This window comes from Pseudomonas sp. LBUM1656 (assembly GCF_059716065.1).
Genome location: NZ_CP166800.1, coordinates 3370387 through 3385888 on the forward strand (window position 1 = coordinate 3370387; position 15502 = coordinate 3385888).

At 60.5% G+C, this 15502-nt stretch carries 12 protein-coding genes and 2 pseudogenes; 13 read left to right on the top strand and 1 reads right to left on the bottom strand.

Annotated elements, in window-relative coordinates; all coding sequences use genetic code 11:
- Positions 1–36 precede the first annotated feature (36 nt).
- From ACA072_RS15230 to ACA072_RS15260, 7 genes and pseudogenes are all read left to right on the top strand, one after another.
- Complete coding sequence (locus ACA072_RS15230) at positions 37–828, top strand: hypothetical protein (RefSeq protein ID WP_497618664.1); 792 nt, start codon at positions 37–39, stop codon at positions 826–828.
- 10 nt (positions 829–838) lie between these two features.
- A complete protein-coding gene (locus tag ACA072_RS15235; protein ID WP_497618666.1) occupies positions 839–2290 on the top strand; it encodes a DUF1254 domain-containing protein in 1452 nt (483 codons plus the stop codon).
- A 27-nt stretch (positions 2291–2317) separates the two neighbouring features.
- Positions 2318–3721: a DUF1254 domain-containing protein gene (locus ACA072_RS15240; RefSeq protein ID WP_497618668.1), complete on the top strand. Its 1404-nt coding sequence runs from the start codon at positions 2318–2320 to the stop codon at positions 3719–3721.
- 12 nt (positions 3722–3733) lie between these two features.
- Positions 3734–4687, top strand: a complete 954-nt coding sequence (locus ACA072_RS15245; RefSeq protein ID WP_497618670.1) for a SphA family protein — start codon at positions 3734–3736, stop codon at positions 4685–4687.
- A gap of 63 nt (positions 4688–4750) precedes the next feature.
- Positions 4751–5731, top strand: coding sequence for an AAA family ATPase (locus ACA072_RS15250; RefSeq protein WP_497618672.1), 981 nt, complete (start codon positions 4751–4753; stop codon positions 5729–5731).
- Positions 5732–5739: 8 nt separating this feature from the next.
- The gene (locus ACA072_RS15255) at positions 5740–6669 is read left to right on the top strand and encodes a DUF58 domain-containing protein (RefSeq protein ID WP_497618674.1); all 930 of its coding nucleotides are present in this window, start codon (positions 5740–5742) and stop codon (positions 6667–6669) included.
- Positions 6666–6989, top strand: a pseudogene (locus ACA072_RS15260) (DUF4381 domain-containing protein); the annotation flags it as partial. The gene ACA072_RS15255 and the pseudogene ACA072_RS15260, both read left to right, overlap by 4 nt.
- Positions 6990–7007: 18 nt before the next feature.
- On the opposite strand, the gene ACA072_RS15265 reads toward ACA072_RS15260, so the two are convergent.
- Positions 7008–8309 carry a transposase gene (locus ACA072_RS15265; RefSeq protein ID WP_497618676.1) on the bottom strand — a complete coding sequence of 434 codons (1302 nt, stop codon included), beginning with the start codon at positions 8307–8309 and terminating at the stop codon, positions 7008–7010.
- Between the two features lie 101 nt (positions 8310–8410).
- Here ACA072_RS15265 and ACA072_RS15270 point away from each other — a divergent pair.
- The 6 genes and pseudogenes from ACA072_RS15270 to ACA072_RS15295 form a co-directional block, all read left to right on the top strand.
- Positions 8411–8644 (top strand): annotated as a pseudogene (locus ACA072_RS15270) (DUF4381 domain-containing protein); the annotation flags it as partial.
- Positions 8631–9623 carry a vWA domain-containing protein gene (locus tag ACA072_RS15275; protein WP_497618678.1) on the top strand — a complete coding sequence of 331 codons (993 nt, stop codon included), beginning with the start codon at positions 8631–8633 and terminating at the stop codon, positions 9621–9623. The pseudogene ACA072_RS15270 and the gene ACA072_RS15275, both read left to right, overlap by 14 nt.
- A 1-nt stretch (position 9624) precedes the next feature.
- Entirely contained in the window at positions 9625–11205 is a 1581-nt protein-coding gene (locus ACA072_RS15280; protein WP_497618680.1) for a vWA domain-containing protein, read from the top strand.
- Positions 11202–12617, top strand: coding sequence for a BatD family protein (locus ACA072_RS15285; protein WP_497618682.1), 1416 nt, complete (start codon positions 11202–11204; stop codon positions 12615–12617). Before ACA072_RS15280 ends, ACA072_RS15285 begins: the two co-directional genes overlap by 4 nt.
- Complete coding sequence (locus tag ACA072_RS15290; RefSeq protein WP_497618684.1) at positions 12614–13642, top strand: HAD family hydrolase; 1029 nt, start codon at positions 12614–12616, stop codon at positions 13640–13642. Before ACA072_RS15285 ends, ACA072_RS15290 begins: the two co-directional genes overlap by 4 nt.
- Positions 13643–13716: 74 nt before the next feature.
- On the top strand, positions 13717–15303 hold the full coding sequence (locus ACA072_RS15295; RefSeq protein WP_497618686.1) for an arylsulfatase: 1587 nt from the start codon (positions 13717–13719) through the stop codon (positions 15301–15303).
- The last annotated feature ends 199 nt before the right edge of the window (positions 15304–15502 follow it).

The following is a 15502-nucleotide window of genomic DNA, read 5'->3' on the forward strand; positions in this document are numbered from 1 at the left end:
GAGTCGTCCAATGAGCCACGAAGGAACGGGGGAGTCATGTCGATAAAAGCAGGAACACGCGCCGTGTTATTGGCGGCATGCTTTGCGCCTGTCGTTTGTGCCCAGGCGGACAACGCCGAAACGGCCAACAAAAGTAACAACCCGCTGAACCTGGCACCCGGTGCCAACCTTCAGGACTACTACACGCCCAAGCTTTACGACACCCATGCCCACACCAACGATCTGTTGATGCGCGGCACGCTGCCGATTGCCCCAGGCGACTTCATCGGTGTGCCGCAATTGCTGCGCGCCACCGTTCCGATCAGCACGCGCCCCGACCCGAACGGCGGCTACAGCACCGGCGAAGGTGATCTGAACGTCTTCGATATCTTCCTGCTCAAGACCGAGGGCGTGCAGTTGGGTATCGGCCCGCAAATCACTGCCCCCACTGCCGATCAGGACGAACTGGGCACCGGTAAATGGCAGGCTGGTCTGGCCGCCATTGCGATTGATTCATCGCCACGGGGTTTGCTCGGCGCACTGGTGCAGTATCAAAGCTCCTTCGCCGGCGACCATGACCGTGCCCACGTCGAATCCGCAACGCTGCAGCCCTTCATCATTCATAACCTGGACAAGGGTTGGTACCTGCGCTCGACGGGTACCTGGACCTTCGACCTGAAAAACGACACCCATTACATCCCACTCGGTCTGGGTGGCGGCAAGGTCTGGAAATCCGGGTCCAATATCCTCAACGCTTTCATCGAACCGCAGTGGACCGTGGAGCGCAAAGGCGATGGCCTGCCGCAGTTCACGCTGTTCGCCGGGATCAACGTCACGTTCGGCAGATAAGGAATTTCGTATGCACGGTGCAATTCGCTTGGCCGGCTACAGCCTGATGACCATGTTCGTCAGCTGCGGCGTTGGCGCACAGGACATTGAGACGCGGATCGGCAAGATTGCGATGGAAGGCGAGCTGCCGGCACATGCGTCCATTCCCAAACTCTACGCCGAGCTGGATTTCCAACAGGCCACCCAAAGTTATCTGTGGGCGCTGCCGTTGGTGTCCTACGCCCAGTGGCAGGAAGAATTTCGTGACAAGCTCGGCGCCCAAAGCGGCGATCTGATGGTACTCAACAGTTACGAAGACAAGCTGGGCGTGATCACCGCCAATGCAACCACACCGTACATCCTCGGCTTCGCCGACCTGAGTGAAACCGGTCCGCTGGTGATCGAACTGCCGCCCGGCCCCACTGCGGGCGGCGTAGGTGATTTCTGGCAGCGCGCGATTATCGACATGGGCCAGACCGGCCCCGACAAAGGCAAGGGTGGCAAATACCTGGTCCTGCCACCCGGCGCCGAACCACCGGCAGACGCCGGCAAATACTACCTGGCCAAATCGGAAACCATGAACGTGTTGGTGGGTTTCCGCGTTCTCGATCCGGACCCGGCCAAGGGCAAGGCACTGGTCGAGCAGTTCAAGATGTACCCGTACGCCAAACGCGCCACTCCGTCCACGACCCGGCTGCTCTCCCCCGGCGGCAAAGCCTGGTCCGGCACCCAGCCGCGCGGCCTGGCCTATTGGGAGCGCTTGCACCAGATCATCCAGAAAGAGCCGGTCAACGAACGTGATCGTTTCTACATGGCCATGCTCGCCAGCCTCGGCATCGAGAAGGACAAGCCCTTCAACCCCAACGACAACCAGCGCAAGGCGCTGGAGCAAGGGGCGCAAGTCGGCGAACTGATCGCCAAGGCCAACACTTTCGCCAAGCGTTTCCCGGACGCCCAGTACTGGAAGGACCGGCAATGGGACACAGTACTGAACATCGCCGAGCCGTCGCAGCGCGTCGCTTACTACGACCAATTATGGGAGCGCAGCGCCTGGTTCTATGAAGCGGTGACCAATACCAAAGGTATGGTTTCCAAGACCCCGGGGCTGGGCCAGACCTACCTCGGCGCCTACACCGACAGCAAGGGCAACTGGCTCGATGGCGGCAAAAGCTATCGTCTGCACGTCGGCGCCAACCCGCCGGCCAAGCAGTTCTGGTCGATGACCGTTTACGACATCGACAGCCGTTGCCTGATCGACAACCCTCAGCGCAAGGCCGATCTGTCGTCCCGTCAGGACCTGAAGAAAAACGCCGACGGCTCGGTGGACTTGTACTTCGGCCCGACCGCGCCCGCAGGCTTCGAGAACAACTGGGTGCAAACCGTGCCAGGCAAACACTGGTTCAGCTATTTCCGCCTGTACGGCCCCACCGAAGCCTATTTCGACAAAAGCTGGAAGCTCGATGACATCACGGCCGTGGAATGACGCCCAAGGGTTCAATAAGGAAGCTTTATGAATAACCGCCTGCTGCTCACCGTTCTCTCGCTCACTCTGAGCACCAGCGCCTGGGCCGACTTCACCGCCACACCCGAAGACGCCCGGGGCATCGCCAAGGAAGCCTACCTTTACGGCTTCCCGGTGGTGGAAATGTACAAAACCCTCTACACCCAGGCCGTGGACAAAAATAGCGCGAACTTCAAGGCACCGTTCAACCGGATCGGCAACACCGCGAAGGCGTTCACCGCCAAGGACACTGCGTTCGTCACACCGAACGCGGACACGCCCTACTCGTTCGTCTGGATGGACCTGCGCGCCGAACCGGTGGTCCTGACCTTGCCGCCCATCGACGAGCATCGTTATTACTCGGTGCAATTGATCGACGCCTACACGCAGAATTTTGCTTACCTGGGCACCCGCAGCACGGGCAATAACGGCGGGCATTTCATGGTCGCAGGCCCCAACTGGCAAGGTCAGCAACCGGTAAAAATGGATCGGTTGCTGCGTAGCGAAACCAACATCGCCTACGCGCTGTATCGCACGCAGCTGTTTGATGAAAAGGACCTGGCCAAGGTCAAGCAGATCCAGAAAGGCTACAAAGTCGAAACGCTGAGCCACTACGTCAAGCAGAAGGCCCCGCCAGCGGCGCCGAAGATCGCCTGGCCGAAACCCACGCCGACCATGAGCGACACCCCTGACCTGTTCCGCTACCTGAACTTCATGCTGGCCTTCGCGCCGGCGCAGGACGCGGAAAAGGACCTGCTCGCGCGCTTCAAGACCATCGGCATCGAAGCCGGCAAGCCTTTCACGTTGCACGACTTCACAGCTGAGCAGCGCCAGGCCCTGGAAGACGGCATCAGTGATGCCAAGGCCGAATTCGCCCAGTTCAAAAAAGACAAAGTCGATACCCACCAGATCACCAGCGGCGACTTCTTTGGCACACGCGATCACCTGAAGGGTAATTACCTGTACCGCTACGCCGGCGCCAACATGGGGATTTTCGGCAACTCGGCGGAAGAGGCGAATTACATCGGCTACTTCGTCGACAAGGACAGCCAGCCCGCCGACGCTTCGAAACACGATTACACCCTGCATTTCGACAAAGGCGCCCTGCCCCCGGCCGACGCGTTCTGGTCGCTGACGATGTACGACGGCAAAAACAAGCTGCTAGTGGCCAACCCGCTGAATCGCTACCTGATCAACTCGCGGATGCTGCCCGATCTCAAGTTCGATGCCGACGGTGGCCTGACCCTTTATCTACAAAACAAGCCGCCGGCAAAGGATCTGGAAAGCAACTGGCTGCCCGCGCCGAACGGCCCGTTCTATGGAGTCCTGCGCCTCTACCTGCCAAAACCGGAAGTCACCAGCGGCCAGTGGAAAATGCCGTTGCTGACCCCCGTCAATTCACAAAAACAGTAAGTGGAGTCAGTCATGGTCAGGCCTTTTGCAGTGCGTCCCTTACTGGCTCTGTGTGTGATCGGGGCAAGCCCTTTGGTCTTCGCGGCCGAGGGCGGTGTCGGACGCCCGATCACCGGACAACAGGTGTTTTCCAACGCCGGTGTCGTGCCGCCGGCACCGGGCTGGGTCATGTCCTTTACCAGCATCTGGTATGACGGCGATCTCAAGGGCGGCAAGGGCGTGCCGATTGTCGGTGAGGTCGGTGCCGACCTCGACATGAAAGTCTCCTACACCATGGCCAACTTTACCCATGTGTGGGACACCGGCAAAGGGCGCTGGAACTATGCCTCGGCCATCGGCGTGCCGGTGCAGTACACCGACGTCAACATCAGCATTACCGGCCCTCGCGGCCGGACACTGGGCAGCGAAGACACCGGCACGCAGTTCGCCGACATGCTGATCACGCCGATTGCCGCCGGTTATCACTTCGACGAGGTCAACCACCTCTCGTTGTCCCTGCCGATCTACGTGCCGACCGGTGCCTACAACGACGATCGCCTGGCCAACCCCGGCCAGAACACTTACACCTTCATGCCCACCGTGGCGTTCACCCACCTGGATGGCAAGGGTGGCGAATTCACGCTGTCGGGCGGTCTGGAGTTCTACACCGAGAACGACGCCACGGATTACCGCAACGGCAACATTTTTACCCTCGATGCGATGTGGACCCACGGTTTCGGCAACGGCTGGAGCGCCGGTCTGGTCGGCGGTTATGTCCAGCAGATCACCGACGACAAAGGCCAGACCGCTGATGCACTCAATGGCTTTCGCGGTCGTTCCGTCGGTGCTGGCCCGGTGATCGGCTGGGCCGGCAAGTTCAACGACGCCCAGGCCAGCGTCAGTGCGCGTTGGGTGCCGGAGTTCGACACCAAGAACCGCCCGGAAGGCAACGGTGTGGCCGTAAACCTGACGTTGGCGTTTTTCTAGGAGTGACCGGTTTGGCCAGGTACCAGAAATTTTGAACATGCCTTTGAGAAAGGGAATCCACCCATGACTGCACTCCAAGACCTTAATGCCCTGCAAGCCAGCATCGCCGAAGCCGTGCTGGGTCAGGACCAGGTGATCCGGCAGATTCTCCTCGGTCTGCTGGCCAACGGGCACTTGCTGCTCGAAAGCCTGCCGGGGCTGGCCAAGACACGCACGGTCAAGGCGCTGGCCAAGCACCTGGACGCGAAGATGAGCCGCATCCAGTTCACCCCCGACTTGCTGCCGTCGGACATCACCGGTGCCGAAGTCCTGCACCAGATCGATGGCAAGAACGAGATCCAGTTCCAGCCCGGCCCGCTGTTCGGCAACCTGATTCTGGCGGATGAAATCAACCGCGCCCCGGCCAAGGTTCAGGCAGCATTGCTGGAGGCGATGGAAGAACGCCAGATCACCGTGGCCGGCAACAGTCACGTGCTGCCAGACCTGTTCATTGTGGTGGCGACGCAAAACCCGATCGAACAGGAAGGCACGTATCCACTGCCGGAAGCGCAGATGGACCGTTTCCTGATGAAGGTTTTGCTCGATTACCCCAGTGCCGAAAACGAGAGCCAGGTGCTGCGGCTGTTGCGCGAAGAGGAATTTGCGTTGGGCGCCAAGACCGCGGCGGTGCAGGGCTTTGCGTTGTCTCAAGAGGTGATCTTCGCGGCGCGTCGAGAAGTCAGCGCCATTCACGTGTCCCCGGCCATCGACCGCTACCTGATCGACTTGATCAATGCCACTCGCCATCCCGCTGACTACGACGCCGATCTGGGCCGCTGGATCGCCATCGGCGCCAGTCCTCGAGGCGGTATCGGCCTCGACCGTTGCGCCCGGGCCGATGCCTGGTTGCAGGGGCAGGATTTCGTCTCGCCCGATAACGTCCGCGCCGTGGTGCATCCGGTGCTGCGTCATCGTTTGCAGCTGAGCTATGACGCGGTGGCGGACGGTGTGACGGCGGATCAGGTGCTTGATCGCCTGCTCGACAAAGTGGCGATTCCTGCCTGAGGTTGAAAATGAAGAGTGCCGACGGTCTGGTCTATGTCTCTCTGGCGCAATTGATGGCCCTGGAGTTCAAGGCCCGTAACCTGAGTTTTGTGGCGCGTCAGCCGCAAGGCAGCATTCTGGCCGGCAATCATGCTTCGCGCCTGCGTGGCCGTGGTTTGAATTTTGATGAACTGCGTCGTTATCAGCCGGGGGACGATCTGCGTCATCTGGACTGGCGCGCCTCGTTGCGAACCGGCAAACCGGTGGTGCGCACGTTTACCGAAGAGCGTGATCGCCCGGCCTTGATTCTGGTGGATCAGCGCATGTCGATGTTCTTCGGCTCGCAACGCAGCTTCAAATCGGCCATCGCCGCGGAGCTTGGCGCGCTCGCGGCGTGGATGGTGTTCAACGCCGGGGATCGGGTCGGTGGCCTGGTGTTTAACGACCAACGCATCGACAGCATCGCCCCCCTGCGCAGCCGTAAACGCATCGAGGCGTTGTGCAGCCGCATTGCCGAGCAGAATCAGCAACTCAACGCCGCCAACCCGGACGCCGAAGGCGAAGACCAGCTCGACAAGGTGTTGCAGCATTGCCTGGCCGTGGCCGGGCACGATCATCTGATTTGCATCATCAGCGACTTTGCCGGTGCCGGTGAGCGCACGTTGCAGTTGATGCGCCAACTGGCCGCGCACAACGATGTGGTGGCCATGCAGGTGTATGACCCGCTGGTGCTGAACCTGCCGAAGAACGGGCGTTTGCTGATTACCCAGGGCCAGTTGCAGGTGGAACTGGCCGTCGAACAACGCAGCGTTCATCAGCCGTTGGGGGATTTTCTCAGCGGTCGGCTCAAGGATGTCGCCACCCTGCTGCGACGCAGTCAGGTGCCGCTAATGATGTTCAGCACCGCGACCGATGCCCACGAACAATTACGCACCGAGCTCGGCAGAGGTCGGCGATGAACCCGAACATCCCGAGTATCGAACAGCTGAAGGAAATTGCGCTACCGGCACCGGTCAGTTATGCGCCGCAGACGTGGGGGTGGTGGGTGTTGCTCGGGGTGTTGGTGATTGCTGTTTTGCTGGTGGGTGCGCGGCGGTACTGGCAATGGCGGCGGGATCGGTATCGGCGGGAGGCGTTGGTGCGGTTGGCTGAATTGCGAAGCAGCAGCGATCAACTTGGCGCCCTGCGGGAACTCCCGGAGCTGTTAAAACGCGTGGCCCTCTCCATGCCCTCCTCTTGGAATAAAAAACCTGTGGGAGCGGGCTTGCCCGCGATGAGCATCGGTATCTACACATCTCTAAAGTCTTCGGCTGGCCACCCAGCCGATGGCTTCTTTAGCAAAACCCGCCAGTTCCTGGGGAGTGTATTGCTCCAGCGTCTCGCACATGGCCAACAGCATGTACAAACCGGCCAGCACCGCAGAAGCCGTTACCGGCTGCGAGCGCTTCATCTGCCGACCGGACAGACGGACCAAAAAGTCCCGTGTTTGCTCAGCAAACTCACCCTCTGCCCGCATCAGACGCCAACTAACTGCACACGCCTGACTAGCGATCAGCAGCCGTTTGAACACGGCTTCACCGCTCTCTTGCTGCCAGTTTTCTAGCTGATGCCCACCCCCTTTAAGCAGTTTGAAGTAGGACTCGATACGCCAGCGCCAGTAATACCAGAGCGCCAATCGTTCACCCGCGACCTCTTGTTCAAGGTTGCTCAGCAAATACCATTCGGCCAGCAAATGACCGTCCGCCCCCGTGATTCGGCTAACGATCAACCGCGCCGGTAATGGCTCTCCAGATTTATGCCGCGTCTTGCGCTCGGTTCTGTCTTTGAGAAACGGCTGAGCTTTGCGAGTCAGTACGACCGAGGTTTCCCCGATCCATTGAATCGCGGGCTTGCCTTTGTATTCAACCTTGCGGGTTTCTTTGTAAATGAGCCCCTTGCCGATCTGGCTTAGCGGCTGAGATTGGCCTTCATAACTCGCTGTAGAGCCCGCTTTTACGCGTAACAGCCAGTTCCAGTTCTCAGCTTGCCACTGCCTCATGTGAGCCACAGAGTCAGCTTCTCGATCCACAATATGGACCAGAGGCTTGGCAAATTTTTGCTGCTCCAACCAAGCAATACGAGCGGTTAGCTCATCCAGATGTTTTTCAGGGGCCAGCACTTCTTCGGTTCGCGTGCTGAGCACGCCGTCCCTGGTCGCTAGATTCTGAGCAGGAGTACAGATCGGTGCACCGTCACGATCCGTGACTAGCAGACTGCTTTGCAGCTCGTAACCGATGTCGCCCCGGTGGGTCATTTGCAGGCGATCAGCCTTGCTGTGGTGGTGCATGTAATTGAGCCGAGACCAGTCATGCATGACCAAGGCATAGTCATCACAGTCGTCCCGACAGCCTTCGTGGGCCAACGCCAGCAGCGGTTTAACCAGATCAACGGGCCTGACTCGGTCATTGCTCAAAAATCGCCAAAGGGCTTGCGTCTGTGCAAAAGCCTTGTCGCTTCGCGGCAAGGCTTTCATCCCGGCGGCCAGCGCCGGTAATCCATTACTGTGTCCCATGACTAACTCGTCGTATCGTTTTGCCAGTCGGGCATCTAGCCCGGTCATTTGATATCCATGCCGTCCTTTTATAGACCAGGATCGGGAGATGTGTAGATACCGATGCCGCGATGAGGCCCATACATTCAAAATTGATGTCGGCTGACCGGGCGCCATCGCGGGCAAGCTCGCTCCCACAGGATATCGGTGCCCTTGAGGGTGATGACTGGCAGGCTTTTTTGGCGCGGCACAGTTCGCAGCCGTTACCCGCCGACTTCAGCCAGCAACTGGCGCAATTGGCCTATGCGCCCGATGCGGCATTGCTTGCCATGCCCAACGATAAACGCCAGCAACTGTTTGATACCTGTAAACACTGGGTGGAGCATCACCATGTGGCAGCTTGATTACCCGTGGCTGCTGATCCTTTTACCGCTGCCGTGGTTGGGCTACCGCTACCTGCCCGATTACCGCGAAGCCCGCAGCGCCGTGCGCGTGCCGTTTTTCGGCGCCATGAGCCGTGCGGTCGGTCAGGCACCGAGCCAGGCCGGAACCCGCAGTAATCGCTGGCAGCTGGCCCTGAATCTGCTGGTGTGGGCGCTGGTGCTGCTGGCCGCCGCGCGCCCGGTGCTCGTCGAAAAACCGATCGAACGCCAGCAACCGGTGCGCGACCTGATGCTGGCCATCGACATTTCCCAATCCATGGAAACCACCGATTACACCGACGCCAATGGCCAGAAGATCAACCGTCTGGCAGCGGTGAAGGAAGTGGTCCATGGCTTTATCGACAAACGCAAAGAAGATCGCCTGGGCCTGATCGTGTTCGGCAGCGGCGCGTATCCCCAGGCACCGCTGACGCTGGATCACGCCAGTCTGTCGCTGTTGCTCGACGACACCGGCATCGGCATGGCCGGTCCGAACACCGCAATCGGCGATGCGATTGGCCTGAGCCTGAAGCTGCTCGATCAGGCCCACGAACAAGAAAAAGTGCTGATCCTGCTGACCGATGGCAATGACACCAGCAGCGCGATCACCCCGGATCACGCGGCGACCATGGCCGCCGCCAAAGGCGTGGTGATTCACACCATCGGCATCGGTGACCCGACCGCCGAGGGTGAAGCCAAGGTCAACCTGCAGGGTTTGCAGCAGATCGCCGATGCCACCGGCGGCAAGTTCTTCCGCGCTGAAGACCGCACGGCGCTGGATCAGGTCTACAGCACCCTCGACCAGCTCACTCCGCACGAAGTGAAAACCCTAAGCCATCAGCCGAAAAAGGACCTGTTCTGGTGGCCGCTGGGCGCCGCGATCGGCGTGCTTGCGCTCTACCATTTGGGCGCCCTGCTCCGTCCGCACCTGACACTTGCGCGTCAGCGGCAGGAGGCTTGAGATGGAGATCAATCTCAGTGACTTCCATTTCCTGCGTCCGCTGTGGCTGTTGCTGGTGCCCTTCGCTGCGTTGCTGCCGATGCTTTGGCGGCGCAGCCGTGATCTGCAACGGCGTTTGCGCAGCAACATCGCCGAGCACCTGTTGCCGCATTTGCTGATCACGCCCCAGGATCAACAGCGCTTTCGCCCCGTGCACCTGGTCTGCGCGATGTTGATTCTGGGCGCGATCGCCGCAGCCGGCCCGACCTGGGAACAGGACCGCCCGGACTTCCTGGAAAACCGTGCACCGCTGATCATCGCCATCGACCTCTCGCCTTCGATGGATGCCAGTGACGTGCCACCGAGTCGGCTGGAGTCGGCCAAACACAAACTGCACGACCTGATCCAGCGCCGTGCCGGTGCCCGCAGCGGCTTGATCGCCTACGCCGGCAGCGCGCATCTGGTGTTGCCGCCCACTGACGACCCGGTCTTGCTCGACACCTTCATCCAGGCCTTGAGCACTGACCTGATCGCCAAACCGGGTAAAAACGTGGGTGCGGTCATCGAACAAGCCAAACGCCTGCTGGTCGCCGAGAAAACCCCGGGGACGTTGCTGTTGATTACCGACGGTGCCGACACCTCACAACTCACCGGACTCGACAAGCAACTCGACGACAGCGCGCTGCAAGTGCTGATCCTCGCCGTCGGCAGCGAGGACGGCGGGATCATCCGCGACGCCAATGGCCAGCCGCGCACCGACAGCAATGGTCGCCCCGCGCTCGGCAGCTTCGACCAGGCGGCGCTCAAGCAGCTGGCTTCAGCCGTGGATGCGCCGTTGGGCAGCCTGACCCTCAATGACGACGATCTGCAATGGGTTGAGTTGCACGCCCAGCAGCATTTCCAGAGTGCCAGCGACGAACAGCGCGAATTGCACTGGAAAGACGCCGGTTACTGGCTGTGCTGGCCGTTGCTGCTGCTCGCCTTCCTCAGCGTGCGCAAGGGCTGGAGCCTGAACTGGATGGCCGGGTTGTTGCTGGCGCTGGGCATCGGCTTTCAACCGGCACCGGCCGAGGCCAGCGCGTTGACCGACGCATTTTTTACCCCCGACCAGCAAGGCCGCTGGGCCTTCGAACACGAGCACTTTCCCCAGGCCGCCGCACATTTTGTCGACCCGTACTGGAAAGGCATCGCCGCCTACAACGCGGCCGATTTCGACCTGGCGCTGGCCAGTTTTGCGCGACTGGAAACCCCGCAGGCGTATTTCTATCTGGGCAATATTTACGTGCGGCGCTTCAAGTTTGACCAGGCCATTGCGGCGTATCAGCAAGCGTTGAAGTTGCAGCCACAGTTCCCGGAAGCCACGGCCAATCTGGCGTTGGCGGTTGCCTTGCAGAAGGATACGGAAAGCGCGGAGCAAAATGCGCCAGAGGTCAAACCGGACGAAATCAAAATGGACAAGGCGCCGGGCAAGGGACAGAGCAAAGCGGTTGAAACCGAGCAGGCGGCGTCGGATGAGCAGTGGTTACAGAACCTGAGCACTTCGCCGGCCAAATTTTTGAAGCAGAAATTCAGTTTGCAGGATCAGGTGGGGGGCAAGCCATGAACCGCGTCGCGGCCATCGCCAGCAGGCTGGCTCCCACAGGGGATTTGCGGTGCACACAGATCAACTGTGGGAGCCAGCCTGCTGGCGATGGCGCCAGACCATTCACCACAACTCTCACAGCCCTGCTCCTCTGCCTGATCACCACAGCTACCCTCGCCGCCGAACCCGAGCTGCGAGTCCAGACCCAACTGCAACCCGACACCTCAGTCATGGTCGGTGGCCTGCTCGAACTGCAACTCGACGTCCTCACCGACACCTGGTTCACCGACGCCCCCGCCCTGCCCGACCTGAAGCTGCAGGGTGCGCTGGTCCTTCCACCGGACGGGCATGCCGAGCACATCAACCAGACACTGGACGGTAAATCCTTCAACGGCATGCGCTACAGCTACCGGATCACGCCGAATCTGGCCCAGGGCTTCGACATCCCCGCGCTGACCGTTCGTGCCACGCCTGGCCAGGCCAGCACCCCGCTGAGCGCCCAAAGCCAGCCACTGCACTTCACCGCGGCACAACCGCCGGGCTTCAAACCCAGTGAACCGGTGCTCGTCGCGCAAGGGCTGCGTTTCACGCAAACAGTCGTCAACTCGGCAACGCCGCTGAAGGTCGGCGACAGCATTACCCGGCAACTGACCTTGCAGGCCGACAACGCCATGGCCATGTCACTGCCGGCGCCGTCGATGGGCGATCTGGACGGACTGAGCCGTTACCCCAATAGCCCGAAAATCAGCAACCTGGACGACGGCCGAGGCAACTTTAGCGGCGGCCAACGCATCGATACCATGACTTACCGCATCGACACCGAAGGCCCTCACAGCCTGCCGGCCATCGAGCTGAAATGGTGGGACGCCAGCACCGGACAAACCCGCACCGCCCAGGTCCCGGCCGTGAGTTTCGACGCGGTGACCAACGGTGCTTACAAGCCCGTGTTCTCGATCACCGAAGACCTGAAAAAACTTGGCCAGCAAAGTCGCGTGCATCTCTCCAGATACTGGCTCGTGCTGTTTGCGCTGTCGTTGGTCGTGGCGTTGCTCGGTTGGTCTGCGCGTCCGTTCGTGCAGCGTGCCTACCTTGCCGGCCAAGCCCGGCGCCGTGCCCGACACACCGCCTGGCTGCAATCCGCTGACTACGCCTGGCGGCAAATCCCGGCGCAGATCGATGGCAAGCCGGCACAACTGAGCGCGCTGTACCTCTGGGCCCGGCGCAGCCGCATGGGCCTGAAACTGGGCAGCTTGAGCCCGCGCCTGCAAGACCTGTTGCGCGGCTGTTACAGCCGGCAATCGACCGAAGATCAGGCGCTGCGCCAACTCAAGAATTCCTTGTCTACGCTGCATAGTCAGGCCAAACGCAACCCGTCCCCCGCGGCCCACGCCTTACGCCCACTCAACCCCGTACACGAGAAGGACCTCCCATGACGAACCCGCTATCGATCCGCCAACGCCACGGGCTGAAGCTGTTGTTTGCGCTGGCCTTGAGCATGCCGCTGCTGGCCCTGGCGGCCGAACCCTTGCCCTCGTGGAACGACGGGCCATCGAAGAAAACCATCATCGAGTTCGTCCAGGCCGTCACCGACCAGTCCAGCAAGGACTTCGTCAAACCCGAGGAGCGCATCGCGGTGTTCGACAATGACGGCACCTTGTGGAGCGAACAGCCGATGTACTTCGAGCTGCTGTTTGCCTTGGAAGAGGTCAAGCGCACCGCACCGCAACACCCGGAATGGAAAACCACCCAGCCCTTCAAGGCCGTGCTGGAAAACGATCACCAGGCCCTGGCCGCCTCGGGCATGGACGGTCTCCTGAAAATCTTCGGCGCCACCCACACTGGCATGACCACCGAAGCCTTCGATGACTACACCAAGACCTGGCTGAGCCAGGCCAGACACCCCAAAACCGGCAAGCCGTATACCGAGATGATCTTCCAGCCGATGCTGGAAATGCTCGACTACCTGCGCAGTCAGGACTTCAAGACCTACATCGTCTCCGGAGGCGACACCGGGTTCATGCGCGCTTTTGCCGAGAAGGTCTATGGCATTCCGCCGGAGCAAGTGATCGGCACCACCTTCGTCACCGCGTTCGAGTTCAAGGACGGCAAAGCCTCGATCGTGCGCGCGCCCAAACTCGCCCACAACGACGATGGCCCGGGCAAACCGGAAAGCATCGATGCGGTGATCGGGCGCAGGCCGATCCTCGCGTTCGGCAACTCCGATGGCGACCTGCAGATGCTGCAGTGGACCGCCGCAGGCCCTGGCAAACGCTTCATGGGCCTGGTGCATCACACCGACGCCAAACGCGAATGGGCCTACGACCGTCAATCGCAGATCGGGCGCCTGGACAAGGCCCTGGACGAAGCAAAAAACCGTGGCTGGACTATCGTGGATATGGCGTCCGAATGGCGCCGGATCTATCCGTTCGAGGCCGCCGCTCCCGAGCAAGTGCAGTAAAAAAGCGTAACGCAGGACTGCAATAAACGTTTGTCGCGCTTGAGCGACGCCAGTGAGCAAAAGGAGCAAGTCAGATGACTCGCATACGCAAGTGGCTACCGAAACTCGCCCTGGTGGCAGCCTCGGTCATGGCGATTTCGGCAACTGCCGGGGCCGCTGAAAAACCCAACATTCTGGTGATCTTTGGCGATGACATCGGCCAGACCAACATCAGCGCCTATTCGATGGGCGTGGTCGGGTACAAGACCCCGAACATCGACCGGATTGCCAAGGAAGGCATGATGTTCACCGACTATTACGCGGAGAACAGCTGTACCGCCGGGCGCTCCTCCTTCATTACCGGGCAGACGCCGCTGCGTACCGGCCTGTCCAAGGTCGGCGTACCGGGCGCACCGGTCGGCCTGCAAAAACGTGACGTCACCATCGCGCAGGCGCTCAAGTCCCAAGGCTATGCGACCGGCCAGTTCGGCAAGAACCACTTGGGCGACAAGGATGAATACCTGCCGACCAACCACGGTTTCGACGAGTTCTTCGGCAACCTGTACCACCTCAACGCAGAAGAAGAACCCGAGCGTCCGTACTGGCCCAAGGACGACCCTGAGTTTGTCAAAGCCATGTCTCCTCGTGGCGTGATCCACAGCTACGCCGACGGCAAGATCGAAGACACTGGCGCACTCACCGTTAAACGCATGGAAACCATCGACGACGAAACCACTGCGGCGGCACAAGCGTTCATCGAGAAACAGGCGAAGGCGGACAAGCCGTTCTTCGTCTGGATGAACACCACCCGCATGCACTTGTTCACCCACGTGCGCGACTCGATGAAGGGCCAGAGCGGCATGCCCGGCAACGACTATGCCGATGGCATGCTTGAGCACGACGGCGACGTCGGCAAACTGCTGAAAACCCTGGATGACCTGAAAATCACCGACAACACCATCGTGGTCTACACCACCGACAACGGCCCGAACCAGTTCTCCTGGCCGGATGCGGCGACCACGCCGTTCCGCAACGAGAAGAACTCCAACTGGGAAGGCGCCTACCGCGTACCGGCGATGATTCGCTGGCCGGGCAAGATCAAAGCGGGCGAAGTGTCCAACGAAATGTTCTCAGGCCTGGATTGGTTCCCGACCTTGCTGGCTGCCGTGGGTGAACCCGACGTTAAAAACAAGCTGCTCAAAGGCTGGGCGCCAACTTCCGGCGGCAACAACTTCAAGGTGCACCTGGACGGTTACAACCAGCTGCCTTACCTGACCGGCCAACAGCCTAAAAGCGAGCGCAAGGAGTTCTACTACTTCAACGACGACGGCGTACTGGTGTCGATGCGCTTCGATAACTGGAAGGCAGTATTCTGCGAGCAACGTGCACCTGGCGGCTTTAAAGTCTGGAGCGAACCGTTCGTATGCCTGCGCGTACCGAAAATCTTCAACCTGCGGATGGACCCGTATGAAAGGGCCGACGTGGTTTCCGACCAATACTACGATTGGACCACCAAGAACGTTTACCTGACTGAAATTGCAGTCATGAAGTCGGCGGCGTTCCTGCAGACGTTCATCGAGTATCCGCCAAGCCAGAAACCGGCGAGCTTCAGCGTTGACCAGATCCGTGCTGCGGTGGATGCGAAGATCGCGGAAAAAATGAAAAACCAGCCTGCACAGTAAGACCGTTTGACCGCCGCTCGCCTTAATCGGCGAGCGGCCTTATTTTTTAGATCGTTCCTACGCTCTGCGTGGGAATGCAGCCCGTGACGCTCCGCGTCACATGCCGAAGCGGACGCGGAGCGTCCAATGAGGCATTCCCACGCAGACGGTTCGACGCCTCGACGTGGGAACGATTTTCTTCAAGCCACTGCACAAGGCA

Excerpts from the sequence above, each read along its gene's own strand:
- ACA072_RS15295 (WP_497618686.1), top strand. The coding sequence starts at position 13,717 with ATGACTCGCATACGCAAGTGGCTACCGAAACTCGCCCTGGTGGCAGCC.
- ACA072_RS15235 (WP_497618666.1), top strand. The coding sequence starts at position 839 with ATGCACGGTGCAATTCGCTTGGCCGGCTACAGCCTGATGACCATGTTC.
- ACA072_RS15265 (WP_497618676.1), bottom strand. The coding sequence starts at position 8,309 with ATGACCGGGCTAGATGCCCGACTGGCAAAACGATACGACGAGTTAGTC.
- ACA072_RS15255 (WP_497618674.1), top strand. The coding sequence starts at position 5,740 with ATGAAGAGTGCCGACGGTCTGGTCTATGTCTCTCTGGCGCAATTGATG.
- ACA072_RS15240 (WP_497618668.1), top strand. The coding sequence starts at position 2,318 with ATGAATAACCGCCTGCTGCTCACCGTTCTCTCGCTCACTCTGAGCACC.
- ACA072_RS15230 (WP_497618664.1), top strand. The coding sequence starts at position 37 with ATGTCGATAAAAGCAGGAACACGCGCCGTGTTATTGGCGGCATGCTTT.
- ACA072_RS15290 (WP_497618684.1), top strand. The coding sequence starts at position 12,614 with ATGACGAACCCGCTATCGATCCGCCAACGCCACGGGCTGAAGCTGTTG.
- ACA072_RS15275 (WP_497618678.1), top strand. The coding sequence starts at position 8,631 with ATGTGGCAGCTTGATTACCCGTGGCTGCTGATCCTTTTACCGCTGCCG.
- ACA072_RS15250 (WP_497618672.1), top strand. The coding sequence starts at position 4,751 with ATGACTGCACTCCAAGACCTTAATGCCCTGCAAGCCAGCATCGCCGAA.
- ACA072_RS15245 (WP_497618670.1), top strand. The coding sequence starts at position 3,734 with ATGGTCAGGCCTTTTGCAGTGCGTCCCTTACTGGCTCTGTGTGTGATC.
- ACA072_RS15280 (WP_497618680.1), top strand. The coding sequence starts at position 9,625 with ATGGAGATCAATCTCAGTGACTTCCATTTCCTGCGTCCGCTGTGGCTG.
- ACA072_RS15285 (WP_497618682.1), top strand. The coding sequence starts at position 11,202 with ATGAACCGCGTCGCGGCCATCGCCAGCAGGCTGGCTCCCACAGGGGAT.